Origin of the sequence: Formivibrio citricus (assembly GCF_900115065.1) — a bacterium.
Lineage (GTDB): Bacteria > Pseudomonadota > Gammaproteobacteria > Burkholderiales > Chitinibacteraceae > Formivibrio > Formivibrio citricus.
In genome coordinates this window covers 46,073-69,011 of sequence record NZ_FOVE01000007.1, presented here as the reverse complement: position 1 = coordinate 69,011, position 22,939 = coordinate 46,073, and the positions used below count along the sequence as shown (strand labels likewise).

The window sequence follows — 22,939 nt, the reverse complement described above, 5'->3', positions numbered from 1 at the left end:
ATTTTCAAGGAGCATAACGCAGTGAATGGCGTTTTTCCGGCCCAGCCCTTCGGGTTTGGAGTATTTCGAGCGGCTTTCTGCGTTGCAAACCGCTTGCAATACTCGTATTGCGGCGCGCTTTGCGCCTTGAAATCCATCTCGAACTACCCCAAACGCAGCTTTGTAACCAACGTCAACAGAACCTGCACCACGCTCATCGACGCTGGGTACAATCCGCATATGCGAGCAACACCGAGAGACATGCCATGAGTGAAAAAATTCCCGTTACCGCAGCCATCCGGGTTCTGCGCCAAGGCAAAGTGTGCTTTACCGAGCATCTTTACGCTTACGAGGACAAGGGGGGGACTGCGGTATCGGCGCGCGAACTCGGTGTGGACGAGCATGCGGTGATCAAGACGCTGGTGATGGAAGATGAACGCAAGCAGCCGCTTGTGGTGCTGATGCATGGCGATTGCGAAGTTTCGACCAAGAATCTGGCGCGGCTGCTCGGCGTCAAGACTATCGCGCCCTGCGCGCCGGAAGTTGCGAACAGGCATTCTGGCTATCTTGTGGGCGGAACCTCGCCCTTCGGCACGAAGAAGGCGATGCCGGTCTATATGGAACGCAGCATCCTGCAACTCGACAAGATATACCTCAACGGCGGCAAGCGCGGTTTCCTGGTGGGGATGAATCCGGCAGATGCCGAACGCATTCTCAAACCGGTGCTGGTCGATGTTGCCATTGGGGCTGGGAGCTGACATGGCGAACCGGCTTTCGAAAATCGTGACCCGCACCGGAGACAAGGGTACGACAGGCTTGGGCGACGGCAGCCGCGTGACCAAGACCGATCCGCGTATCCAGGCCATCGGCGATGTAGACGAGCTCAACAGTCAGATCGGTGTGGCTTTGTGCGAACCCATGCCGCAATCCATCCGGGAAATTCTGCAAACCGTCCAGAACGACCTGTTCGATCTGGGTGGGGAATTGAGCGTGCCTGGTGTCGCCTTATTGAAAGAAGCGCAATTGACTTGCCTCGACAAAGATTTGGCGCACTGGAGTGCCAATCTTCCGCCTTTGCGGGAATTCGTTCTGCCCGGAGGATGTCGGGGCGCAGCGCTGTTGCATGTGGCACGTACGGTTTGCCGGCGCGCTGAGCGTAGTGTCGTGGCGTTGGGTGAGGGGCATTCCGCGCTGGCTTTGCGTTACCTCAATCGCTTGTCTGATTTGCTGTTCATGCTGGCACGGGTGTTGAACCGCGGGGCGGGGATGGAAGAAATGCAGTGGAAAAAAAGAGTGTAGTTGCTACTTCTTTTTCTTGATGAAACCATCGAGTTCCTTGCGCAGATTCAAAAGCACGCTCTCGTCGACCATGCCGCGCAAAAGTACGATGAATTCGCTGACCGATTCGATCAGGTGGCGTTGCTCGCTCGATTCGATTTTTCCGATTTTCATATATTTGAGCGAAGCGTGGGAAGCGGACAGCATCAGGCGGTTGTTGTGGGTTTTTTCCGCTTGCGGTAGCAGGAGTGCGACCGCTTCCGCTTCGCGATTCTTCAGCATCAATTGCACACCCTGTTTGTTGATCTCGGTAACTTCCTGACCCTGTTGCTGGATGAAGTCCTTCCACGCGTGACGTTGTCCGGTTGCCGTTTCAAGCATGCCGGAGATGTGCTTGGTCGTGATGAAGCGGCGCGCGATCATGCCCAGCCATTTGTAAGGCGGGTTGGCCGGGTTGGCTTCCTCTTGCAGTAGCGAAGGCGGGCAGACCATGTCGGCCGTCATGATGAAGCCCACGGCAGCTTCCTGAGTGAATTCCGGGTGCGTGAACCACGGTTCGATTTCCGCGAGGGGTTCAGTCTTGCCCTGATAGATGGCCGAAGCCATTTTCCCGACCGCGCGGTTGATGAGCGAGTCGTTGCGTTTGGCTTGTTCCTGGGCCATGCGCAGGTATTTGTCGGCGTCGCCCATTGCGTTGTCACGGCGCGCTGCCAAAGCCAGTTGCAACAGCGTTTCCGGGGAGAGTGCGGACGAATTGCCGCCGCAGACGACTGCGCGTTCCAGTAGCTGGCGCGCTTTGCCTGCGTCGCCCATCATGTTGGCGAGATTACCGGCTTTTTGCAGGCGAGCCACATTGTTGGGCGAGATGGTGAGACATTTGTCCAGTACGCCCATGGCTTCGTCAACTCGGCCGGCTTCCATGTAGAGCGCTGCCAGTTCTTCGTAGGCATCTACATACTGCGCATGGGAGACAATGGCCGATTGCAGCATGCTTTCCGCTTGCGACTGGTTCCCTTGGCGGGCTAGCACCTTGGCAAGACCCAGTTTTGCCCACGGAACGATTTTGTTGCCGAGTATTTCCTCGAACATGGTCTTGGCTTCGTCGAGCCGGCCTGCTTGCAGCAGCAGGTTGGAGAGCAGGCGCAGGAGATCGAAACGGTAGCTGCCCGCGTTAGGCAGGGCTGACATACCGGCGTCGATGGCACCATCAATGTCGCCAGCATTGATTTTGTCCAGTACGGGTCGCAGAAAGGATTTTCTTTGCCAGGCGACATAAAGGCGGTCAGCCAGCATGGCGCTGGTAAAAGGCTTGATCAGGTAATCGTCCGGGCCGACCTCAGCTACCGAGACCACTTTTTCATAAGCGGCTTCGGCCGTGATCATGAACCAGATCGTAGAAAGGGACAGCTCACCTGAGCGGCGCAATTCTTCCAGGAGCTCCTGGCCGTTCATTCCTTCGCCGAAGTGATAATCGCACAGGACGACATCGTAGCCGCCATCGCGTACGCGCCGCCGGGTTTCTCCGATGCTGTTGGCTACATCCACGCGTGTGATCCCTGCCTGTGCCAGCGTCAGGCGCACCGATTGGCGCACCGTTGGGGCGTCGTCGGCAACAAGAACACGAGCTTGGGAAAGGTCTGCGGCCATCTTTGGCAATATTGACGTTAACTCAATTGCAATATAAGCCGGAAAACCGCGAAATGGCGAGATAAATGAGAATAAAAGCCTGCTGGATCAAGCAATTTGCGGCTTTTTATAAGGTGAAACAATAAAAAAGCGCCTTGAATTCAATTCAAGGCGCTTTTTGGCGATATTTGGTGCCCAGGAGAAGACTCGAACTTCCACGCCCTTGCGAGCGCTAGGACCTGAACCTAGTGCGTCTACCAATTCCGCCACCTGGGCAATTTCCGAGAGTTTGTTCAAGAGTTGGTGCCCAGGAGAAGACTCGAACTTCCACGCCCTTGCGAGCGCTAGGACCTGAACCTAGTGCGTCTACCAATTCCGCCACCTGGGCCCTTGAACTGCGCTAGAATTAAGCCAGCGCGTCTCAGAGAGGCGCAATTATCAGCAAAAGCAGAAACCATGTCAAGAAAAGCAAAACAAAATAATTCATCCCCGGAAAAGCCGGTTGAAGTATCCCGCGCAAGGCCGCGAAAGATCAAGGGTTTGCGTGCGGAAGATCCCCATCTGGAGCGCGAGCGCCAGCGTTACGAAAACCCGCTGCCATCGCGCGAATTCGTGTTGCAGATACTCGAAGAGGCTGGCGCGCCGGTTTTTCCGGAAGATCTGATCCGCATGCTGACCATCCATCAATCCGAGCGCGAAGCGTTCGAGCGCCGTTTGCGGGCGATGGAGCGCGAAGGCGAGTTGATGTTCAACCGCAAGGGCGCATTGTGCCTGCCGGCCAAGATTGAACTGGTGGCCGGGCGTGTGCAGGGGCACCCGGACGGCTTCGGCTTCCTGATCCCGGACGATGGCAGCGGCGATTTCTACCTTGGCCCGAAGGAAATGGACAAGGTGTTGCACGGCGACCGCGTACTGGTGCGCCAGAGCGGCTTTGACCGGCGCGGGCGGCGCGAGGGGCAGATCGTCGAGGTGCTGCAGCACGTGAACAGCCGCCTGGTCGGACGCTTCCGCTGCGAGCGCGGCGTGAGTTATGTCTCGGCGGAAGATCGCCGTATTTGCCAGGACATTCTGATCGAGCCCAAAGGCACGTTGAAGGCCAAGCCAGGCCAGGTGGTGATGGTCGAGTTGTTGACGCAGCCGGCGCGCTATATCCAGCCGGTGGGGCGCGTGGTGGAAATTGTCGGCAACTATGCCGATCCGGGAATGGAAATCGAGATTGCGCTGCGCAAGCACAACCTGCCGCATGAATTCAGCGCCGAAGCGCTGGCACAGGCCGAAGCCACGCCGCAGACGGTGATCAAGAAAGACTGGAAGCCGGTCGATGGCGTAGAGCGAGTCGACCTGCGCAAGCTGCCGCTGGTGACCATCGACGGCGAAACTGCGCGCGATTTCGACGATGCGGTGTACGCGGAAAAGAAAGGCAAGGGCTGGCGGCTGGTGGTGGCAATTGCCGATGTCAGTCACTATGTACAGAGCGGCGACGCGCTCGATCAAACGTCCTTCGAGCGCGGCAACTCGGTGTACTTCCCGCGCCGGGTGATCCCGATGTTGCCGGAAGCCTTGTCGAACGGCATCTGCTCGCTCAATCCGGATGTCGAGCGCATGTGCATGGTCTGCGACATGGAGATCGGCGCCAGGGGAGCAATCAAGGATTACCGTTTCTACCCTGCGGTGATGAAATCCAAGGCACGCCTGACCTACAACAAGGTCTGGGAGATGCTGCAGCATCCGGAAGGTGACGTGGCATGGGAGTATGCCGCCGTGCTGCCGCATGTGCAGGAACTGTATGCCCTGTTCAAGGCCTTTGCCGCTGCGCGCAAGAAGCGTGGCGCCATCGATTTTGAAACCACCGAAACCACGATGCTGTTCGACGAGAACGGCAAGATCCGCGAGATCGTCCCCGTCGTGCGCAACGATGCGCACAAGCTGATCGAGGAATGCATGCTCGCGGCCAACGTCTGCGCCGCGCATATACTGATGCACAACAAGCATGCCGGCTTGTACCGCGTGCACGAAGGCCCGACCCCGGAAAAGCTCGACAAGCTGCGCGAATACCTGCGCGGCTTGGCGCTGCACCTTGAGGGCGAGGACGATCCGCATGCCTCCGATTACGCTGAGTTGCTGGACAAGATCAAGGACCGCCCCGACGCGCCGCTGCTGCAGACCATGCTGCTGCGCTCGCTGCAGCAGGCCGTCTACAGTCCGGACAACGTGGGCCACTTCGGGCTGGGCTACGAAGCCTACACCCACTTCACCTCGCCGATCCGCCGCTATCCCGATTTGCTGGTTCATCGCACCATCAAGGCGATCCTGGCCGGCAAGAAATACAAGCCGGCCTACAAGTGGACGCAACTCGGCGAGCAAACTTCCATGACCGAGCGCCGCGCCGACGAGGCGAGCCGCGACGTGGAAAACTGGCTCAAGTGCTACTACATGCAGGACAAGATCGGTGAAGAATTCGAAGGCGTGGTGTCATCGGTCACGAGTTTCGGTCTCTTCGTGCTGCTCGAAGGCGTGTATGTAGAAGGCTTGGTGCATATCTCTGAATTGGGTGCGGATTACTACCACTACGACGAAGTGCGGCACGAGCTCAAGGGTGAGCGCAGCGGCCGCGTCTACCGCATGACCGACCGCGTACACGTCAAGGTGGCGCGTGTGGACATGGAGTCGAGCAAGATCGACTTCGTGTTGGTGAATCCGCCGGCTGATGACGTGCGGACACCCAAGCCGGCAGAAAGAAAGGGCGGACGCAAGCCCGGGCGGCGCTAGTAGTCAGTCATGCAGGTTTGCGTGGATGGCGAGGCGCACACCTGCGCCCCATGCGTGCGGAGCGAACCGCAGCCATAGCACGGCTATGGCGAGGATGAGCGACAAAGCGAATGGGGACGCAGAGCGTGACGAACATGGCAGAATCTGTGTGACTGACCAGTAGGTTGGAGACGTTCGTCCAAATTTGCCGGAGCGTGTTACCCTCCGGCCTTTGAAACAAGCAACAACACAGGAGTTTTTCGATGTTCATCGTAGATCGCTCGGCCGCCGTCCTTAAGCCCAAGCAGCCGTTTCTGGACTGGCTCAACAATCTGCCCGGCAACGACATTGTGCTGACGCTCGACGAAATGCGCAGCGATTGCACCGTGGTGCTGATTCCTGAATCGGTCGAGCAGGAAGATGGCATTGCCCATGTGGACGATATCGCCGACAAACTCTTCGAGATGGAACTGGCTTCGTGGGTCTCGGATGAACAACTGTGGCCGCAGAAGCGCAACCTCAAGCTGTTCTGGGAATGGTTCGACGTGGAAATCCATCTTGGCGTGATGGATTGCGTTTCCGAGGACATCCATAACACGCCTTCCGATCACGGTTATCACTAAGACGGATTTCTCCCAACCAGCGTTCCCGTCTGTCGCAATTCGGCACGGAAAACCGTTCGTGGAGAGCTTGTCGAACCATGAACGGCATTTCGACAGGCTCAAGGCGAACGGACTGGTAAATCCCGGCTCAATTCATCAGGACGCCATCACAAACGGAGTATTGCCATGAAAAAGCTTGCTGTCTGTCTGCTGTTGCCACTGTCCACGTTCTGTTTTGCCGAAGAACCGCGCACCAATGTCGTCAACTTCAATACCACGGCAAGCCGTGAAGTGGCGAACGATGTGGCGTATGCCACGTTGTTTGTAGAATTAAGCGATCACGATCCAGCCAGGCTGGCAGAGCAAGTGAACCGGGCACTTGCTGCGGGCGTGAAGCAAGCCAGGGAGAGCGGGGCGATGCAATCGGTACGTACAGCCTATTCCACTTTCCCGGTTTACAACAAAAGCCAGCAACAAGAGGGATGGCGCAGCCGGGGGGAATTGCGCTTGAGCTCCAAGGATTTTCCCGTTTTGTCGCGCCTGATTGGCAATCTGCAAAAACCGCAGAGCGGAACGCCATTACAACTGGCGGAGATTCGTTACGGCGTGTCGGATTTGGCGCGTAAAAAAGCCGAAGATGCCCTGATCGAAGAGGGGGTTCAGGCATTTCGCAGCCGTGCCTCATTGCTGCAAAAATCAATGGGTGGCAAGGGGTGGAAACTGCTGAACCTGAATATCAGCAGCAATGCGGCAAACCCGATGCCCTATGCTGCAAATTACTCCCTGATGAAATCTGCACCGGCAGCGCCTGCACCGGTCGAAGGCGGAGAAAGCCGCGTGAACGTGACTGTGCGGGGCACCATCCAGATCGCAGAGTGATTCCCGCTCCGCTGCTTCTTTCTCCCTCGCGCTTCGCACGCTACGGCCTGATCGGTTTGCATCTGGCTGCGGCGGGCGTGGCCTGCCTCTTGCCGATGCCGTGGCGCGCAGCAGCGTTGGCTGCGGTGATCCTGCATGGCCTCTGGCACTGCCTGCGCTCCACTCCTGAAGTCATTTCCCTGCAAGCGCTCCCGGAAGGGCGCGTGGCAGTCTTCATGGCCTCCGGCGAACGCCTCGAAGCCGAATGTCTGCCCTCATCGCGCATTGTTTCCAAACTGATCGTGCTGCATTTGCGCCATGCCGCCGGACGTCAGGATGTGCTGCTCTGGCCGGACTGCGCCCCGGCGGAGATCCTGCGCCAATGGCGCGTCTGGTTGCGTTGGGGATTGCCGGCGGTGCTGAGGAAAATGGCGGACCACCAGGTCCTATGAACCTGTTCACAAGCTTGCTGCGAAACCGTGATCGGGGCTCATGTGCTGCTCGGAATCCTCATTTATCCGCATAAACTCCGGTTCCTGCGCTGCACTTCACCCCGCTGACGGCTTCTCGCGACAGATCGTGAACATGTTCTATGACGAGGTGCCGTTCGCTGGCCCCGTGACGGGCAGCCAGACCCGGAAGCGGGTTCCCTTGCCTTCGGTGCTGTCCACCTCGATCGCCCCGCCGTGCTTGTGGACGATTTCCCGCGAGAGCGGCAAGCCCAGCCCCGTGCCTTGCCCTGCTGGCTTGGTCGTGTAGAAGGGTTCGAAAATGCGTGCCAGTATTTCCGGGGACATGCCTTTGCCGTTGTCGCTGATTTCGATGCAAACCCGTTCGCCTTCCTGCCACGTTCGCAGGGTGATTCTGCCCATGCCATCTATGGATTGTGCTGCGTTGACCAGAAGGTTCATGAAAACCTGATTGATCTGGGCCGGGATGCAGTGCACGGGCGGCAGCTTGCCATATTGCCGGTCCAGTTCCGCCTTGTATTTGATTTCGTTCCAGGCCACGTTGATGGTGCTTTCCAGCCCCTGATGCAGGTCGACGTCCTGCCACTGCGTTTCGCCGGTACGGGCAAAGCCTTTCAGGTCCTGCACGATCTTCTTGACGCGCTCCAGCCCTTCCTCCGATTCGTTGAGCAGATCAATGACATCCTGACGCAGGAAGGGTAGATCGATTTCCTTCTTGATGGCGGCAAGACGCGCTTTCCCTGGTGTTTCCGGCAGCAGGAAGCGTTCCTGGGCTTCGTATTCATCAAGGAGTTTCAGGAGTGAAACGACATAGCTGCGCAAAGATCCGAGATTGGAATTGACGAAGCCGACCGGATTGTTGATTTCATGAGCCACGCCGGCGGCAAGCTGGCCAATGGCCGCCAGTTTTTCCTGTTGCAATAACTGTTCCTGTGTCTTTTCCAGTTGCAGCAACAAGGCGTGCTGCTTTTCGAGTTCTTCTTGCAAGGATTGGTTCGCCGCGACCAGCTGCTCCGTACGTTTTGCGACTTCCTGTTTCAGCGAATTTTTTGCTGCCTGCAGGTTTTCCTTAATTCCTATGAACTGCGCATGCAGGCGACGCAGGGAATCCAGCAGCAATGGCGCGGATGCGGGCGGCGGGGCGAGCGTCTGGAGCAATGCCTGGTGCGGCTCGGTACCATGCTGGATGGCGATAACCTGGCGCGCCATGCGCTGATCCATGTCGAGCACATGGTAGGTCAGCCAGGAAAGAAGATACTGCAGCAGTTTGCCTGCATGCTCATGACTGGATGACCGGGCTTCGGCACGGGCATCGCTCAATTGCCGGATGAACAAGCCATGTTCGTGCCGATGTTCGTCCACGAAAAACGGATCGCATCCGGCCGAGCGCATGATGCTGTCTTCCAGCCCGAAGTGGGCGATTGCATATTGGGTCAGGGCGTCCAGGATGCGCAGGTATTCATCAGGCGCGCATGATCGCTGGGTCAGGGCATGCAGCTTGTTGACCAGTTCAAAGAGATACCGGTGTTGCTGATCTATTTCGGCAAAGCCGGTATCGAAACGGGTATCCCAGTTGAAAAGTGAATCTGTCATGGATTCTCCACCGGCATCGGGCCGAGAACGCGCAGCAATTCATCCAGCGTGGTCAGCCCTTGCCTTACTTTGTCAAAACCATCGTCAAACAGCGTGCGTTGCCCGCTGTTGCGCGTGGCTTCGGTGATTTCCAGCAGGCTGGCACCTTGTCCAACCAAGTTGCGCAAGGTGTCGGTCATGTGCAGCACCTCGTACAGACCAACCCGGCCGCGATAACCTGTGCCGTGACATTGCACGCACCCCTTGCCGCGAAAGCCCGGCATGCCATCCGGAGGAAGCGTGTAGCGCATGCGCTTGGCCACTTCAGGATCTTGCAACGCCGGTTCGCTGCAATGCGGGCAGATGCGCCGTACCAGGCGCTGGGCGATGATGCCTTCGGTCGCGGTGGCGATGACGTAGGGCTTGAGCCCCAAGTCGAGCAGGCGGGCAATGGTGGCGATGGCCGAGTTGGTGTGCAGCGTGGAGAAAACCTGGTGGCCGGTCAATGCCGCGTGGAAGGCAACTTCGGCGGTTTCCAGATCGCGGATCTCGCCCAGCAGGATTACGTCCGGATCCTGGCGCAGGATCGAGCGCAAGATCACCGGAAAGCTCAGTCCGATCTTTTCCTTGACCAATATCTGTCCGGCCATGTCCATGTAGTACTCGACCGGGTCTTCGATCGTGACGTAGTTCTTGCTTGGCGTGGCGTCGTGCTGCAGCAGGGAATACAGCGTGGTGGTCTTGCCGCTGCCGGTAGGACCGGTGGCCAGGATGATGCCCTGGGGTTTGGAAATCATGCACAGCACCTTGGCCAGATCGCCCTCGGAGAGGCCAAGTTGTTCGATGCGCTGGACGGCGGAATTGCGGTCGAGCAGGCGCATCACGACTTTTTCGCCGTTGATCGTTGGCAGGGTGGAGACGCGCAAATCGACAATCTTGAGCGGCGATTTGATCGTGATGCGCCCGTCTTGGGGGCGGCGCCGTTCGGAAATATCCAGTTCGGACATGATCTTGATGCGGGAAACCAGCGACTGGTGTAGCTGGTGCGGAATCTGGATCTTGTCGATCAGGATGCCGTCGATGCGGTAACGCACCACCACGCTCTTGATGCGCGGCTGGATGTGGATGTCGCTGGCACCCAAGCGCATGGCTTCGAGGATGATGGCGTTGACCAGGCGAATGGCGGGGGGCTCCTCCGTTTCCCGCAGCAAATCTTCCAGCGGAGCACTGCTTTCCTCGTCGATGACGACCTCGATCCCTTCGTAAGGATCGGGCGAGCCGACGAGGGTTTCCAGTTCCTTGAAGTCGATTTCCTCGCCGTAGGTCTCGCGTATCTTGGCGGTGATGGCTGCATGACTGGCCAGAACCGGCTCCACTTGCAGGTCGGTCGCGAAGCGGATGTCGTCGATCAGCCCCGTGTCCAGCGGGTCGGCCATCGCCAGAGTCAGCTTGCGCCCGTCGAGCCGCAGCGGCAGAACCCATTGCAGCATGCACATGCTCTGCGGAATCAGTGCGGCTACTGCGGGGTCGATGCTCTGTTCAGGAAGCGCGATTTCCTGAATCAGCAAATGCTTGACCAGAAGATCGCGAATCTGCGCTTCGCTAACCCAGGCTTTTTCCAGCAGCAGCTTGATGATGGGTTCCTTGCGCGTGGATTGCAGGCGGTGCAGTTCCTGCAGCTGGGCGCCGTTGAGTAGCTCCCGCTTGTGCAGCATGATGGCCAGTTGGCTGCGGTTGGAAACCGTCATTCGTGCCAGGGCGGATATTTCGCGGGTTTGCTGTTCGTTCTGCTGGGTGAGTACCCGGTTCTTTTTTGCCAGATCGAATTGTTCCAGGGCCAGTGCCACCGTCACGCGCAGGTCGTCGTCGTTCCAGGGTTTGAGGATGAATTTGTAGACTGCGCCTTCGTTGATGGCCCCCATGACCGCGCCGGTGTCGGCGTGGCCGGTCAGCATGATGCGGATGGTTTCCGGATAGAGGCTTTTGATGCGTTTGAGCAGGTTGGCGCCATCCATGCCCGGCATCATGTAATCGCTGATCACGATCTGGCAGGGCTGGTTGCGCAGGATGTTGAGCGCGGCCTCGCCATTCTCGGCCATCAGCACGCGGTAGTGTTCCTGCCGGAAAACCCGCTGCAAGGCCTTCAGTACGTTGGGTTCGTCGTCCACGAGCAGAATGCAGTAGGGGGATGCTGCATCCGGCTGTGCTGTGTTTTCGGTCTTGTCTCCGGTAAAGAAAGAGGCGTAGCTGGCCATTATCGCCCCCCCGGCAGGCGGATTGTGAAGGTCGCACCGCGCCCAGGCACGCTGTCCACTTCGATTTGTCCGCCGTGTGCCTGGATGATGTCGCGCGCTGCGCTCAGCCCTAAACCAGTTCCCTGTCCCTGCGGGCGAGTGGTAAAGAAAGGCTCGAAAATGTGTGACTGTGTATCGGCATTCATCCCGCAACCGTTGTCGATAATCTGGATCAGCACTTCCTTGCCCACCTGCCGACTGGAGATGCGGATGAATCCGTCACCATGGCCGGCTATGGCTTGGCGTGCATTGGTCAGCATGTTGAGAAAAACCTGGTTGAGATAGGCGGGCAGGCACAGTGTCGGGGGGAGGGGTTGCAGATCGAGATCGAGCCGCTGTCCGGCAGCAAGCTGCCCTGAAACAATGCGCGCCACGGTACGCAGGTTTTCGTTGATGTCGGCCACTTCTTCTTCGGCCCGATCCACGTTGGAGAAGGCCTTGAGGTCGGCCACGATGCGCGCTATGCGTTCTGCGCCATCGATGCTTTCATCGATCATGGCGCTGAAATCCTCCAGCAGGAAATCCATGTCGAGCTTTTGCCAAAGGATGGACAATGTTTGCATGTCTTTCTGGCGCACGACGGAGACAAGCTTGCCGATGCGGCCGACATAATCCTTGCCGGTGGTCAGGTTGCTTTTGATGAAACCGATCGGGTTGTTGATTTCGTGCGCCACCCCCGCCGCCAGTCTGCCGACCGAGGCCAGCTTTTCGGCTTGGTAGAGCTGGCGTTGGGCTGCCTCGATTTGTGCGACCTGCTCGCGTACGCGCTGTTCGAGTTGCTCCGACAAGGTCTTGTAGCGCGCTTCCGATGCGGCCAACTCCGCGTTGCGCGCCATCAACTCGGAGTAGTCGGCTTCGACGACGGCTTCCTGCAACTCTGCTGCCATCTGGTAGCGCGCCCAGGCGTCCAGCAGCAATTCCATCATTGCGGCAGCCTGGACCAGCGTTTCCGGCTTGCACCCTGGCGCGTAGATGCGACCGATCTCTTCCAGCTCGAAGTTCACCGGACAGGAATCGTTCCGGGGCGGTGTCGGTGCGCCGGCGATCAGCTCGCCATTGCGCGCCAGCAAAGCCGCCGATGGCCCGAGCCAACCGGTCAGAATGGCTGTCAGGCGTGGGCGGGCACTGGCCGGAACGAGTGATTGCAGGGTGCTCATGATGGATCGATCTCAGGGGAAAGTCCGTCTACAAACCCCGTTATATCCAGCCCCAACCGGGTTTGCAGGGCCAGTTCGCCGTCAAGGCTCCGGTAGACCGCAGCAAGCAGGGCGCGGAAAGTTTCCAGTACGCCGCAGCCTTGCAGCGCGGACGCAAAGAACAGCGGCCAGGGAGCCGTTTCCCAGCGGGCGCGCACCTCTTCTTCGCTCAGGATGTCGGGCAGGTCGCGTTTATTGAACTGCACGACCAGCGGCAATATTGAGAAATCCAGTCCGACCCGATTGGCATTTTCGGCCAGGTTGTCGAAGGCCGCGCCGTTATTGATGGATTGACTGCGTTGCGAGTCGGCGACAAAAACCACGCCGTCTGCGCGGGAGAGTACGGCCTTGCGCGTAGAGTCGTGCATGACTTGGCCGGGAACGGTGTAGAGCTTGAGTTTGACGAACCAGCCCGTCGGGGTGTGCAAACCGATCGGCAGCAGGTCGAAAAACAGCGTGCGGTCGTTTTGCGTTTCCAGCGTCATGATCTCGCCCTTGAGCTCGGGTTGCGCGAGATCATGCAGCCGCATCAGGTTGGTGGTTTTGCCGCTTTGCGCCGGGCCGTACCAGACGAGCTTCAGGGTGAGGCGCTTGTCGGTTTCGCTGAGTTCCGCCATCAGTCTTCATCCAAGAGTACCGATCCATCCGGCCCCCATTTGACTTGGGTAATACCCGGCTCCAGTTCTTCCAGTCTTTTGCGCTCGACATCTTCGGCTGTCAGGACGCCTTGCTGCAGGCGAACCTGGTCGGCCAGACGCTGGTTTTCCAGTTGCAGATTGCGGTAGGCAAGCGCTGTTGCCACGGCGGAAACCAGTTCGTAATCGTTCCAGGGCTTGGAAAGAAAACGGTAGATTTGCGCTTCGTTGATGCCACCGATCAGCGCGTTGAGGTCGGCATAGCCGGAAAGAATGATGCGTGCCGAGTCCGGCTGGATTTCGCGGCATGCCTTGAGGAAGGCGACGCCATCCATTTGCGGCATGCGGTAGTCGGAAATGATGAGATCGGCCGTATGATGGCGCACATATTCCAGTGCATCGGTCGGATCGCTGAAGGTCTCGATTTCCAGGGGGAAAACTTGCCCGACATATGTGCAGGGCGTGCGCATCAACAGTCGGCGCAGTGCGTTGAGGACTCCAGTTTCATCGTCGACCAGAATAATCGTGCTCATGATGTTTTTTCCTTGGCTCCAGTCGGAGGGCGAACATAAATCGTCAGCGACGCACCTTCCGATTTTTCAAATTGGCGAATCTGCTCAATCAGGCTGTCTGTCAGGGCATGCCCGCGTGCAAGCAGCAGATAACCTTCTCCACTGACGAGGTCGCGTGCAAGAACCAGTCCGGGCCTGAGCTGATACGATTTGATGGCGATTTCAGGTTCGCGGGTTTCGGCGATGGCGCTTTTTGTTTCGTTGAAGAGGTCGACCAAGGCCGGGTCGTAACGTTTGCCTTTGCCTTCCACCAGCCAGGCTCGCGCCTCGGCCTCGCTCAGTTTCTTGTTTTGCAGAGTGCCGGCCTGGAGCGCATCGAATTCGTTGGCAATGGCAAGGATGCGTGCCCCCATCGGTATGCCGAAACCTGCGAGCCGGTCCGGGTAACCGTTGCCGTCGAAGCGTTCGTGGTGTGCCCGGATCAGCTTGGCGGGAGTTTGCAATTGTTCAATCGCCATCAGGGCCATTTCCCCTTTGACGGAATGCTTCATCACCTCGGCCTGATCTTCCATCGTCAAGTTGTAAAAGGGTTTTTCCAGCAACCGATCCGGCAGGGCCATTTTGCCGATGTCATGCAGCAGGGCGGCAAATACCACGTCCTGCACGTCGCTTTCGTTGAGGCCGGCGCGGATCGCCAGCTTGCGGGCATGGTCGGCGACGCGGCGCGAGTGCCCGGAAAGATTTTTGTTGCGCATTTCCAGTAGGCCGGAAAACACCTTGACCGTGTTGAGGTAGGATTTTTTCAGGTTTTGTTGTGCCAGTTCCAGGAAGGAAACGGTCTGGCGCAGTTCGCCGGTGCGCTGTTCCACCAGTGCCTCCAGCCCTTCGTTGAGTTGGCGCAGCTCATGGTTTTGTTTTTCCGTGAGAGCCTGCAGGCGTTCGTTTTCCGCCTTGAGTCGGTTTTGCTCCAGGGCTTGGCGCACGTTGAGGATGATGTCGGTGTCATCCCACGGTTTGGCGATGTAGCGGTAAATTTCCCCTTGGTTGATTGCGGCAATCGTGGACGTGATGTCGGCATAACCTGTCAACAGGATGCGCACGATCCGCGGCCAGCGTTCCTTGACCTTGCCCAGGAACGCTGCGCCGTCCATCTCCGGCATGCGCATGTCGGAGATGATGAGATCCACCTTTTCCTGTTCAAGGATCTCCAGCCCCTTGGCGCCGCTTTCGGCCGTGAGAATGCGGTAGCCTTCCGAGCGGAACAGTCTGCGCAGCGAACTCAGGATGCTGGCTTCATCATCGACGAGCAGCAACGTGGCGGGAGTCTCCGGTTGTACGCCGCATGCGTCTTCTGTCATGGGAGTTTCCTGTCCTCGGTAAAACGGCTTTAGCCGGCCGTATCGGCATTGATCGGCAAAGTAATATAAAAAGTGCTTCCACGGCCGGGCGTGCTGCGCACGTCAATTTTTCCGTGGTGTTTCTGCACGATGCCATATGCGGTTGAAAGCCCCAATCCGGTACCCTTGCCCACAGGGCGTGTGGTGAAAAACGGATCGAAAATCCGTTGCAAGTGTTCCGGCGGGATTCCCTTGCCGGTATCGCTGATTTCGATGCAGACCCGGTTTTCGTCCGCACGGGTGCGGATCACGATCTCGCCTTTTTCTTCGATGGCTTGGGTAGCGTTGAGTAATATGTTCATGAAAACATGGTTGATCTCTGCGGCTTGGCAGTACACGTCAGGAAGGGACGAATACTCCCTGCGAATCGTGCACTTGCTGCCGATTTCCTTTTGCAGCAGGTTGAGTGCGCTGTCCAGATTTGCGCGAAGGTCTGTCCAACCCCATTCGCCCAAGCTTTCCTCACACGAAAAATTGCGCAGGTCCTGGACGATTTTCCTGACACGCTGGATACCGTTGCGTGTTTCCTGAAGCAGATCGCCCATGTCTTCGCGCAAGTAAAGATAATCCATGGCTTTTTTCAGATCGGCCAGCTTGCCTATATTCATCGGATTGAAGGCGCCATCACGTTCCAGCTCTTCGTAATTGTCGAGCAGGCTCAGTATTGCATTGATATAGCGTTCAAGACTGCCGACGTTGGATTGTATGAAGCCGATCGGGTTGTTGATCTCATGAGCCATTCCTGCTGCGAGTTGGCCGACCGATGCCAGTCGCTCGGCTTGCAGGAGCTGGTTGTGTGCCGTTTCCAGCCGGGCATTGAGCGCGGCCAGTTCCTGATAGGATTTCATGAGCGCATTCTGGCTTTCCTTGCGCTCGGTAATGTCGCGGAACAGCACAACGGTACGGGTTTCTGCTCCGGTTTCGGCCAGCTTGACCACGGAAATTTCCACGGCAAACGAGGTGCCATCCTTGCGCCAGATCCGGTCTTCGATATTGAAGACGGAACCTCCGGTTTCAACCCAGGAAATGGGACACTCCTCGAAAGGGCAGGCAGAACCGTCTTCGCGGCTGTGGTGAAACAGGGGGTGCGCCGGTTTTCCGATGACCTCCTCGGGTGTCCAGCCCAACAGGAACTGGGCAGCCCGGTTGATATAGGTGACACAGCAGTTTTCATCCAGGCCATAGATGCCTTCGGAGATGGAGTCCAGAATGATCTGGCTCTGCTTCTGCAGTGATTCAATGCCTTTGTTGTCCGTTGCCTGCATGAAACTTGGCCTTTTCTCTTCAGATTCGCGGCTCTTTCCGCCCTGTACCCCTCAAGTACTTTATAGCAGGCCGATTTGCCGCTTGCGTTTGCGGTTCTGCAAATGAATACGGGGATAAGCTCCCGTTCATGCGGTCAGTGCTATGACCAACGGTGTGCTCAGTGCCGAAAGCGCGGTCGAGAGAACCAGTCCGCCTGCCACGGGTGCTTCCATGGTCTGGAATGTGCGCGACATCAGGTAGACGTTGGCGCCGGTGGCAATCGAAGCCAGCATGGTGACGACCTGTGTCTCCATTTTCGGCAAGCCCAGCAGCCAAGCGATACTCCAGACTATCAGGGGGTGGGCGACCAGCTTGAACAGGGCAATGGCAACCGGCTGGCGCAGATCCTTGCCGACTCCGTACTCCGCCAGCCCCAGTCCCAAAGCTATCAAGGCCATCGGGCCGGCAGCCTGGCTGACCATGCCAAACGTGGTGCTTATCGCGGCGGGCAATTTCCAGCCCGTCAGACCCCAGGCTGTTCCTGCCAGGATGGCAGCAACAATGGGGTTGGTCAGCACGCTGACCGCCGTTTTCCCGAATCCTTTCATGGAAAAGCTGCCATGAATCGACCACTCGATCGAAACGGTGACCAATGTCCACAAGGTCAGGGAGTTGAATACCAGTACCAGCGCCACCGATGGCAAGGCGGCATTGCCCAGCATCAGTTTGGCGATGGGAATGCCGAGCATCACGTTGTTGGAAAAAATCCCGCCCAAGGCGAAAACAGATTGGGATTTTCCGTCCAGCTTGAATATTTTCCAGGCAACCAGCCGTGCCAGGGCAAACACAATCATGCAGCCGCCAAAATAGGCGATCAGTAGCCGGGAGTCCACCGGCGGCAGTTGCGAAAGATCGCTCAGCAGATGGAACAGCATGGCAGGCATGGCCAGCGTAAAAACGAAGCGCGAGAGCGATTCGGACATGCTTTTGGGCCAGCGGCCAAAACGCATGGCGGCGTAGCCCACGAAGACCAGAATGAAAAATGGCGCGGAAAGGATAATCTGCTGCAGCAGGCTGGACATGATGGAGGCGGATAAAATGGATGCAAAAGTGTAGCGCATCATTCTGTAAGCATGGAGCAAAAAATGATGGTAATTGTCGGGCTACAATGAAATCGATTCGATTCTTCTGGAGCACAAAATGGACAAACAATTGGCTATGGTCGGACAGCTGCAGGCCGCAGTCATCAATCAGGCAGTCAGCTTCGGCCCGCGACTGTTCGTGGCCCTGCTGATTTTGGTTGCCGGCTATTATGCAGGGGCTTGGGTTGGGCGCTTCGTTCGGCGCCTATTGCAGCCATTCGGACTGGAGCCCGCATTGAGCCTGCTGCTGGTTCGCATTGCGCGCCTCGTCATTCTGGCATTGTTCGGCGTGCTGGCTTTGCAGAATCTTGGCGTGCAATTGCTGCCGCTGATTGCCGGTCTTGGTGTCGCTGGTGCGGGTGTTGCACTGGCGATGCAGGGATTGTTGAGCAACCTCGTGGCCGGGTTTGTGATCATCTTTTCCCGGCCTTTCCGGGTTGGGCAATACATTTCCATCGTCAATGTGGAAGGAAGGGTTGAGGAAATCAGTCTTTTCAATACCATTCTCAGTCACACCGATCTTTCCCGTGTGGTCATACCCAACCGCAAGATCGTGGGAGAAATCCTGCACAATTACGGCCATGTCCGCCAACTGGATCTGGAAGTGCATGTGGCTTACGACACTGACTTGGGGCAGGCATTCGCTACCTTGCAGCAGATTCTTCGCAACAATGCGCTTGTTTTGCAAGAGCCGGCACCGTTGATCCAGGTGACTTCCCTTGATGATTCATCGGTAAAAATCTGTATCAAGCCGTGGGTAAATGTGCCTGACTGCGCCCGTGTTGCCGGGGAAATCAACCAGGCGATTCTGGAGCGCTTCCGTGACAACGGAATTGCGATTCCCCTCCCGCAGCGGGAGGTGAGGTTGATTCAACGCTGATCCCGGGTTACAAGCCTTGGGCAAAACCGTTTTGCCGCCACGCTTCAAAGATGGTGACGGCCACGGCATTGGAAAGGTTCAGGCTGCGGTTGTCGGGAAGCATGGGCAGGCGGATACGGTTTTCCGGGGCGAAACGCGCCAATATTTCGTCCGGTAGCCCGCGTGTTTCCGGCCCGAAAACAAAGACGTCGCCAGCCCGATAAGCCAGCGTGTCATAGCGTTGGCTGGCCTTGGTGGTGGCGGCAAAAAAACGATGGCCGGCCAGTTCGGTACAGCAGGCTTCCCAGTTCTCATGCACATGCATCGTGGCATATTCGTGGTAGTCCAGCCCGGCCCTGCGCATCTTGGCATCGTCCAGCGGAAAACCAAGTGGCTTGATCAGGTGCAGCGTGGCCCCTGTGTTGGCGGCAAGGCGGATGATGTTGCCGGTGTTGGGCGGGATTTCGGGCTGGAACAGAACGATGTGGAACATGGGAGTCGGCGATCATGGCAAGGTGGGCGATTTTACCCTGATTCGATTTGCCGATCATGCGACTGGGCGTAGAATACGCGGCTATTTGTCAATCTACTGACTGCAAGGCCATGAAGAAAACAGCTACGTTGTTGATCAGTTGCCCCGACCAGAAGGGCATTTCCGCCGCCATCGCCAATTTCCTGTTGACCTATAATGCCAACATCGTTCATTCCGACCAGCACCAGGACAATACCGAGAACCTGTTCCTGATGCGCGTGGAGTGGGATTTGTCGGATTTTACGCTGGACATGTGCGCGTTTGCGGCCGCCTTCCAGCCGATCGCCGACAAGTTCAGCATGGTCTGGCGTGTGGCGCTCTCCGGCGAGCGGCCCAGAATGGCCATCTTCGTTTCCAGGTACGATCACTGTTTTGCCGACCTGCTGCATCGCTATCATAGCGGTGAGTTGCATTGCGAAATCCCGCTGGTGATTTCCAACCATGAAGATTGCCGGGCATTGGCCGACTTCTACGGCGTGCCTTTCCATGTCATCGAAGTAACCAGGGAAAACAAACAGGAAGCCGAGCGCAAACAACGTGACCTGCTGGAGGCTGCCAATGTCGATCTGATCGTGCTGGCGCGCTACATGCAGGTTCTCTCACATGAATTCACCGCAGCCTATCCGCACCGGATCATCAACATCCATCACAGTTTCCTGCCCGCTTTTGACGGTGCGAAGCCCTACCATCGTGCCTTTGCTCGCGGCGTTAAACTGATCGGCGCAACGAGCCATTATGTGACGGAAGTGCTCGATGACGGCCCGATCATCGAACAGGATGTCACGCGCATTTCCCACCGCGAGGATGTGGAAGACCTGATCCAGCACGGACGTGACCTGGAAAAAATCGTCTTGTCGCGTGCCGTGCGCTGGCACCTCGACAACCGGGTGCTGGTTTATTCCAACAAGACGGTGATTTTCTCCTGATGCCAAAATTCATTGCTGATTTGCTGGATTTGTTGCGTTTCCGCTTCCAGCCGCTTTCCCATTATGTCTATCCGGCCTGGCAACCGCTGGGCTGGCTGGCCTTGGCTGCAATTTTGGGTGGATCGGCCTCGACTGAAGTGCAAGCAGCGCTGCCGGGGAAGCTGGCATTTTTCTTTGTGCTGACGCTGGCTGAAACGGCTTTTCTTTCGATCTGGTTGATGGTGTGGTGGAAATGGGTATTGCGCCGCCCGTTTACGGGAAGCCTTTTCCCCTTGCTGACGTTGTGTACCGGACCGCAGTTCCTTGTTCCGCTGGTGGCATTGCTGCCACCCAGGTCGTCGGCAATCATTTTGCTGACGATCGCTATCTACAACCTCGTTCTCATGGTGTCGGCTGTTGCTGCAGCACTCGAGGAGCGTCGGCGCACAGTCCTGCTGGGCATGATGGCCTATCTGCCTCTGGCCCTGATTTTTTCCCAACTGACCCATCGACTGATGGCTGGTTGGGGGTGGATTGCGTGGCCGGTTGCACCTGTTGGTAGTTGATCGTCCCTGTTCCCGGAAACGAGTCGGAAAGCGGCGTGTCACGGCAAGCGCCGATAACAAGGCATCATTTTTATCTGGTAGTCAGTTACTCAGAACCCGTTCACGATCTGTCGCGAGAAGCCGTTAGCGGGGTGAAGAGCAGAGCAGGAGCCGGAGTTTATGCGGAAAATGAGGATTCCGGGCAGCACATGAGTCCCGTCGCGGTTTCGCTGCAAGATCGTGAGCCTGCCATATTCGGCATGCACCGCTTACCCCGTTCGAGTTGCCGCGTATCTTCGCCATAGCCGCGGCTCACTTGGTGTGACCGGTGGGCGAAGCTCTGCATTCACGCAAACCTGCGTGAATTTCTGTCAGTAATCCGAATTACTCGCGTGGCAATTCAATCCGCACGGTGAGCCCGTGCGGCTGCGTGTCGTGCAGGGAGACGCCGCCGCCATGCCGCTCGGCGATTTCCTTGACGATGGCCATGCCCAGCCCGCATCCTTCGCCATCCTGCTGGCGGCGGTAAAAGCGTTCGAAAACCTTGGGTTTATCCTCGTCCGGAATGCCTCCGCCGTTATCCTCCACTTCCACGATGTAGCTCCCGTTTCCTTCCTTCAGTCGAACCGTGATGCTGCTGTTGCGCGGAATGTATTTGATCGCGTTTTCAATCAGATTAGTGAAAAGCTCACTCAATAACGCGGCATTCCCCTTGATCCAGGCTTCTTTGAGATCGACTTCGCAACCTAGATCGATACCCATTGCAATGGCCCGGGGAACCGCTTCAGCGGTCAGCTCGCGAATCAGACGTGCCAGATCCATGTGCGTGCGCAGGATACTGGTTTGTGCGTCGGGCTCTGAGCGGGCCAGGGTCAGGAGCTGGTTGACGAGGTGGATACTGCGCGTGGCGCTGGCATGCACCAGTGCCAGCCGGTTGCGCTGTGTTTCCGACGAGGCTTCCCGCATTGCGAGCTCGGTCTGGGATTTTAGACCGGCGAGAGGGGTGCGCAACTGGTGGGCGGCATCGCCAATGAAACGGCGCTGATGGTCGACGCTGCTCTGGGCCGCAGCAAGCAAATTATTGAGTGTGTTGATGAGCGGAGCGAGTTCTCGTGGCCCGTCCTGATAGCGGAATGAGGAAAGATCCCTGGGATCGCGCGCAGCCAGAATCTGTTGCATGCGGTCCAGTGAGCGCAGCCCATGTCCTATCCCCCACCAGATCAGGCATGAGGCAATCAGAACCAGTAGCGAAAAGGGCAGAGCGATGACAAGAAAAATCTCGCGATAAAGCTGCAGGCAAGAGGTGTTTTTCCTGACGACCTGAATGGAAATTTTCTTGTTTTTTTGCCATGAACCAGGCTCGACCGTTTCATACGGCCGGATCATGACAACGGCGCGTAGATTGTCGTTGCCGATCTGTTCGGTATAAAAAACCGGTTCTTCGCTTATGGGATGAGGGGGGAGCGATAGGGGGTGGTTGCCGAAGCGACGTCCATCCGGAGCGATGTACAGTGCGTAATAATAGGCATCATCGCCGTTGCCGAGCAGACTCTGAGCATGTTTTTCATAGTCCTGCCTGGTCAGGTTATCGTGCAGCTGCGCCAAAGCGGACAAGGATCTGGCTGTCTGGAGCAGATCCTTGTCTACGAGGCTGTTGGCATGGCGGACGGCGACAAGATAGAAAAGCGCCGTGCCCGCCATCCAGAGAACAAGCTGCGGAATGAACAGCCACAGGAGCAGCTGTCGACGCAGCGAGTTAGTCCGCCGCACCCTGTACGCCTGGTTGCTGCTTTTCCAAGAGGTAGCCCAAGCCACGGATGGTGCGGATGACTACGCCGCACGGGTCGAGTTTCTTGCGCAGACGGTGGACATACACTTCGATGGCGTTCAGGCCGACTTCTGCGTTTTCGTTGCCCAGCTCCGCGACGATCTGTTCCTTGGTGACGACGCGGTCGATGTTGGACATGAGAATTTCCAGTACGGTGAGCTCGCGAGCGGAAAGATCAAGCGGCGTGTCATTGCACCAAGCGCGCTGGCCGGCGCGATCCAGGCGCAGGCTGCCCAGTTGCTGGACCGACTGCGGCAGGATCTGGCTGCGGCGCAGCAGTGCGCGCAAGCGGGCCTCAAGCTCGGCGAATTCGAAAGGCTTGGCCAGGTAATCGTCGGCACCGGCATCCAGGCCGGCTACGCGTTCATCCAGCCCGTGCAATGCCGTCAGAATCAGGATCGGCAGCGAGGGCTTGTGCTGACGTACGCTCTTGAGCACAGTCAGGCCATCCATGTTGGGCAGACCGATATCCAGCACCACGACATCGTAATCGTTGTGCAGCAGGATCTGCAGCGCCAGTGCGCCGTCATTGACGCAGTCGACCTGAAAATCGGCTTGGGAAAGACTGGTTTTGAGCGCATCGGCGAGGATCAGGTCGTCCTCAGCCAGGAAAAGACGGGTAGCCATGGGTTTTACCTCCGTTTGTAAGACTAAGCTTACCGAGAGTTTAGCGCTAAATCCGTAAAATCCCAAGGCCAATTTGGGTTATGTTGGGT

21 protein-coding genes and 2 tRNA genes are annotated in these 22,939 nt (G+C 57.6%); 9 read left to right on the top strand and 14 right to left on the bottom strand.

Going from position 1 to position 22,939, the window contains the following annotated elements:
• Positions 1–245: 245 nt before the first annotated feature.
• On the top strand, positions 246–737 hold the full coding sequence (gene ybaK, locus BMZ36_RS06245; protein WP_091192868.1) for a Cys-tRNA(Pro) deacylase: 492 nt from the start codon (positions 246–248) through the stop codon (positions 735–737).
• Between the two features lies 1 nt (position 738).
• The gene (locus BMZ36_RS06240) at positions 739–1,278 is read left to right on the top strand and encodes a cob(I)yrinic acid a,c-diamide adenosyltransferase (RefSeq protein ID WP_091192865.1); all 540 of its coding nucleotides are present in this window, start codon (positions 739–741) and stop codon (positions 1,276–1,278) included.
• Between the two features lie 3 nt (positions 1,279–1,281).
• Here the strand turns inward: BMZ36_RS06240 and BMZ36_RS06235 are convergent, their stop codons facing one another.
• From BMZ36_RS06235 to BMZ36_RS06225, 3 genes are all read right to left on the bottom strand, one after another.
• Positions 1,282–2,904 (bottom strand): response regulator, encoded by a 1,623-nt coding sequence (locus BMZ36_RS06235; protein WP_091192861.1) that lies wholly within the window; start codon positions 2,902–2,904, stop codon positions 1,282–1,284.
• A 168-nt stretch (positions 2,905–3,072) separates the two neighbouring features.
• Positions 3,073–3,159, bottom strand: a tRNA-Leu gene (locus BMZ36_RS06230).
• Between the two features lie 25 nt (positions 3,160–3,184).
• Positions 3,185–3,271: transfer RNA gene (locus tag BMZ36_RS06225), tRNA-Leu, on the bottom strand.
• Between the two features lie 68 nt (positions 3,272–3,339).
• On the opposite strand from BMZ36_RS06225, the gene rnr reads away from it, so the two are divergent.
• The 4 genes from rnr to BMZ36_RS06205 all read left to right on the top strand — a co-directional run bounded on the left by rnr (position 3,340) and on the right by BMZ36_RS06205 (position 7,543).
• Positions 3,340–5,652 carry a ribonuclease R gene (rnr, locus tag BMZ36_RS06220; protein ID WP_091192857.1) on the top strand — a complete coding sequence of 771 codons (2,313 nt, stop codon included), beginning with the start codon at positions 3,340–3,342 and terminating at the stop codon, positions 5,650–5,652.
• A 242-nt stretch (positions 5,653–5,894) separates the two neighbouring features.
• Positions 5,895–6,254 carry a hypothetical protein gene (locus tag BMZ36_RS06215; RefSeq protein ID WP_091192851.1) on the top strand — a complete coding sequence of 120 codons (360 nt, stop codon included), beginning with the start codon at positions 5,895–5,897 and terminating at the stop codon, positions 6,252–6,254.
• Between the two features lie 165 nt (positions 6,255–6,419).
• On the top strand, positions 6,420–7,112 hold the full coding sequence (locus tag BMZ36_RS06210; protein ID WP_091192849.1) for an SIMPL domain-containing protein: 693 nt from the start codon (positions 6,420–6,422) through the stop codon (positions 7,110–7,112).
• Entirely contained in the window at positions 7,109–7,543 is a 435-nt protein-coding gene (locus BMZ36_RS06205) for a protein YgfX (protein ID WP_091192847.1), read from the top strand. The genes BMZ36_RS06210 and BMZ36_RS06205 overlap by 4 nt, the downstream gene beginning before the upstream one ends.
• Before the next feature lie 138 nt (positions 7,544–7,681).
• Here BMZ36_RS06205 and BMZ36_RS06200 read toward each other — a convergent pair whose 3' ends face one another.
• The 8 genes from BMZ36_RS06200 to BMZ36_RS06165 form a co-directional block, all read right to left on the bottom strand.
• Positions 7,682–9,154, bottom strand: coding sequence for a bacteriohemerythrin (locus BMZ36_RS06200; RefSeq protein ID WP_091192844.1), 1,473 nt, complete (start codon positions 9,152–9,154; stop codon positions 7,682–7,684).
• Positions 9,151–11,388 (bottom strand): ATPase, T2SS/T4P/T4SS family, encoded by a 2,238-nt coding sequence (locus BMZ36_RS06195; RefSeq protein WP_091192842.1) that lies wholly within the window; start codon positions 11,386–11,388, stop codon positions 9,151–9,153. The genes BMZ36_RS06200 and BMZ36_RS06195 overlap by 4 nt, the downstream gene beginning before the upstream one ends.
• Entirely contained in the window at positions 11,388–12,584 is a 1,197-nt protein-coding gene (locus tag BMZ36_RS06190; RefSeq protein ID WP_091192838.1) for a sensor histidine kinase, read from the bottom strand. Before BMZ36_RS06190 ends, BMZ36_RS06195 begins: the two co-directional genes overlap by 1 nt.
• Complete coding sequence (locus BMZ36_RS06185; RefSeq protein WP_091192834.1) at positions 12,581–13,240, bottom strand: GTP-binding protein; 660 nt, start codon at positions 13,238–13,240, stop codon at positions 12,581–12,583. The genes BMZ36_RS06190 and BMZ36_RS06185 overlap by 4 nt, the downstream gene beginning before the upstream one ends.
• Positions 13,240–13,791: a response regulator gene (locus BMZ36_RS06180; protein ID WP_091192830.1), complete on the bottom strand. Its 552-nt coding sequence runs from the start codon at positions 13,789–13,791 to the stop codon at positions 13,240–13,242. The genes BMZ36_RS06185 and BMZ36_RS06180 overlap by 1 nt, the downstream gene beginning before the upstream one ends.
• Positions 13,788–15,128 carry a response regulator c-di-GMP phosphodiesterase, NosR family gene (gene nosR / locus BMZ36_RS06175; protein WP_091192826.1) on the bottom strand — a complete coding sequence of 447 codons (1,341 nt, stop codon included), beginning with the start codon at positions 15,126–15,128 and terminating at the stop codon, positions 13,788–13,790. The genes BMZ36_RS06180 and nosR overlap by 4 nt, the downstream gene beginning before the upstream one ends.
• 29 nt (positions 15,129–15,157) lie before the next feature.
• On the bottom strand, positions 15,158–16,432 hold the full coding sequence (locus tag BMZ36_RS06170; protein ID WP_091192822.1) for a two-component system sensor histidine kinase NtrB: 1,275 nt from the start codon (positions 16,430–16,432) through the stop codon (positions 15,158–15,160).
• A gap of 126 nt (positions 16,433–16,558) precedes the next feature.
• Positions 16,559–17,536: an AEC family transporter gene (locus BMZ36_RS06165; protein WP_218142645.1), complete on the bottom strand. Its 978-nt coding sequence runs from the start codon at positions 17,534–17,536 to the stop codon at positions 16,559–16,561.
• 76 nt (positions 17,537–17,612) lie between these two features.
• On the opposite strand from BMZ36_RS06165, the gene BMZ36_RS06160 reads away from it, so the two are divergent.
• The gene (locus BMZ36_RS06160; RefSeq protein WP_091193075.1) at positions 17,613–18,434 is read left to right on the top strand and encodes a mechanosensitive ion channel family protein; all 822 of its coding nucleotides are present in this window, start codon (positions 17,613–17,615) and stop codon (positions 18,432–18,434) included.
• A 7-nt stretch (positions 18,435–18,441) separates the two neighbouring features.
• On the opposite strand, the gene BMZ36_RS06155 is transcribed toward BMZ36_RS06160, so the two are convergent.
• A complete protein-coding gene (locus BMZ36_RS06155) occupies positions 18,442–18,906 on the bottom strand; it encodes a tRNA (cytidine(34)-2'-O)-methyltransferase (RefSeq protein WP_091192811.1) in 465 nt (154 codons plus the stop codon).
• Between the two features lie 110 nt (positions 18,907–19,016).
• Here BMZ36_RS06155 and purU point away from each other — a divergent pair, with 110 nt between their 5' ends.
• Both purU and BMZ36_RS06145 read left to right on the top strand, forming a co-directional pair.
• Entirely contained in the window at positions 19,017–19,871 is an 855-nt protein-coding gene (purU, locus tag BMZ36_RS06150) for a formyltetrahydrofolate deformylase (protein ID WP_091192806.1), read from the top strand.
• Positions 19,871–20,416 carry a hypothetical protein gene (locus tag BMZ36_RS06145; RefSeq protein ID WP_091192803.1) on the top strand — a complete coding sequence of 182 codons (546 nt, stop codon included), beginning with the start codon at positions 19,871–19,873 and terminating at the stop codon, positions 20,414–20,416. The genes purU and BMZ36_RS06145 overlap by 1 nt, the downstream gene beginning before the upstream one ends.
• Before the next feature lie 363 nt (positions 20,417–20,779).
• On the opposite strand, the gene BMZ36_RS06140 is transcribed toward BMZ36_RS06145, so the two are convergent.
• Positions 20,780–22,165 (bottom strand): sensor histidine kinase, encoded by a 1,386-nt coding sequence (locus BMZ36_RS06140; RefSeq protein ID WP_143085984.1) that lies wholly within the window; start codon positions 22,163–22,165, stop codon positions 20,780–20,782.
• The gene (locus BMZ36_RS06135) at positions 22,152–22,850 is read right to left on the bottom strand and encodes a response regulator transcription factor (RefSeq protein WP_091192798.1); all 699 of its coding nucleotides are present in this window, start codon (positions 22,848–22,850) and stop codon (positions 22,152–22,154) included. The genes BMZ36_RS06140 and BMZ36_RS06135 overlap by 14 nt, the downstream gene beginning before the upstream one ends.
• Positions 22,851–22,939: the final 89 nt, after the last annotated feature.

Coding starts and splice junctions, on each gene's coding strand:
- BMZ36_RS06215 (WP_091192851.1), top strand. CDS start 5,895: ATGTTCATCGTAGATCGCTCGGCCGCCGTCCTTAAGCCCAAGCAGCCG.
- BMZ36_RS06210 (WP_091192849.1), top strand. CDS start 6,420: ATGAAAAAGCTTGCTGTCTGTCTGCTGTTGCCACTGTCCACGTTCTGT.
- BMZ36_RS06240 (WP_091192865.1), top strand. CDS start 739: ATGGCGAACCGGCTTTCGAAAATCGTGACCCGCACCGGAGACAAGGGT.
- BMZ36_RS06135 (WP_091192798.1), bottom strand. CDS start 22,850: ATGGCTACCCGTCTTTTCCTGGCTGAGGACGACCTGATCCTCGCCGAT.
- BMZ36_RS06145 (WP_091192803.1), top strand. CDS start 19,871: ATGCCAAAATTCATTGCTGATTTGCTGGATTTGTTGCGTTTCCGCTTC.
- BMZ36_RS06235 (WP_091192861.1), bottom strand. CDS start 2,904: ATGGCCGCAGACCTTTCCCAAGCTCGTGTTCTTGTTGCCGACGACGCC.
- rnr (WP_091192857.1), top strand. CDS start 3,340: ATGTCAAGAAAAGCAAAACAAAATAATTCATCCCCGGAAAAGCCGGTT.
- BMZ36_RS06165 (WP_218142645.1), bottom strand. CDS start 17,536: ATGATGCGCTACACTTTTGCATCCATTTTATCCGCCTCCATCATGTCC.
- purU (WP_091192806.1), top strand. CDS start 19,017: ATGAAGAAAACAGCTACGTTGTTGATCAGTTGCCCCGACCAGAAGGGC.
- BMZ36_RS06160 (WP_091193075.1), top strand. CDS start 17,613: ATGGACAAACAATTGGCTATGGTCGGACAGCTGCAGGCCGCAGTCATC.
- ybaK (WP_091192868.1), top strand. CDS start 246: ATGAGTGAAAAAATTCCCGTTACCGCAGCCATCCGGGTTCTGCGCCAA.
- BMZ36_RS06185 (WP_091192834.1), bottom strand. CDS start 13,240: ATGGCGGAACTCAGCGAAACCGACAAGCGCCTCACCCTGAAGCTCGTC.
- BMZ36_RS06155 (WP_091192811.1), bottom strand. CDS start 18,906: ATGTTCCACATCGTTCTGTTCCAGCCCGAAATCCCGCCCAACACCGGC.
- BMZ36_RS06170 (WP_091192822.1), bottom strand. CDS start 16,432: ATGCAGGCAACGGACAACAAAGGCATTGAATCACTGCAGAAGCAGAGC.
- nosR (WP_091192826.1), bottom strand. CDS start 15,128: ATGACAGAAGACGCATGCGGCGTACAACCGGAGACTCCCGCCACGTTG.
- BMZ36_RS06180 (WP_091192830.1), bottom strand. CDS start 13,791: ATGAGCACGATTATTCTGGTCGACGATGAAACTGGAGTCCTCAACGCA.
- BMZ36_RS06190 (WP_091192838.1), bottom strand. CDS start 12,584: ATGAGCACCCTGCAATCACTCGTTCCGGCCAGTGCCCGCCCACGCCTG.
- BMZ36_RS06195 (WP_091192842.1), bottom strand. CDS start 11,388: ATGGCCAGCTACGCCTCTTTCTTTACCGGAGACAAGACCGAAAACACA.
- BMZ36_RS06200 (WP_091192844.1), bottom strand. CDS start 9,154: ATGACAGATTCACTTTTCAACTGGGATACCCGTTTCGATACCGGCTTT.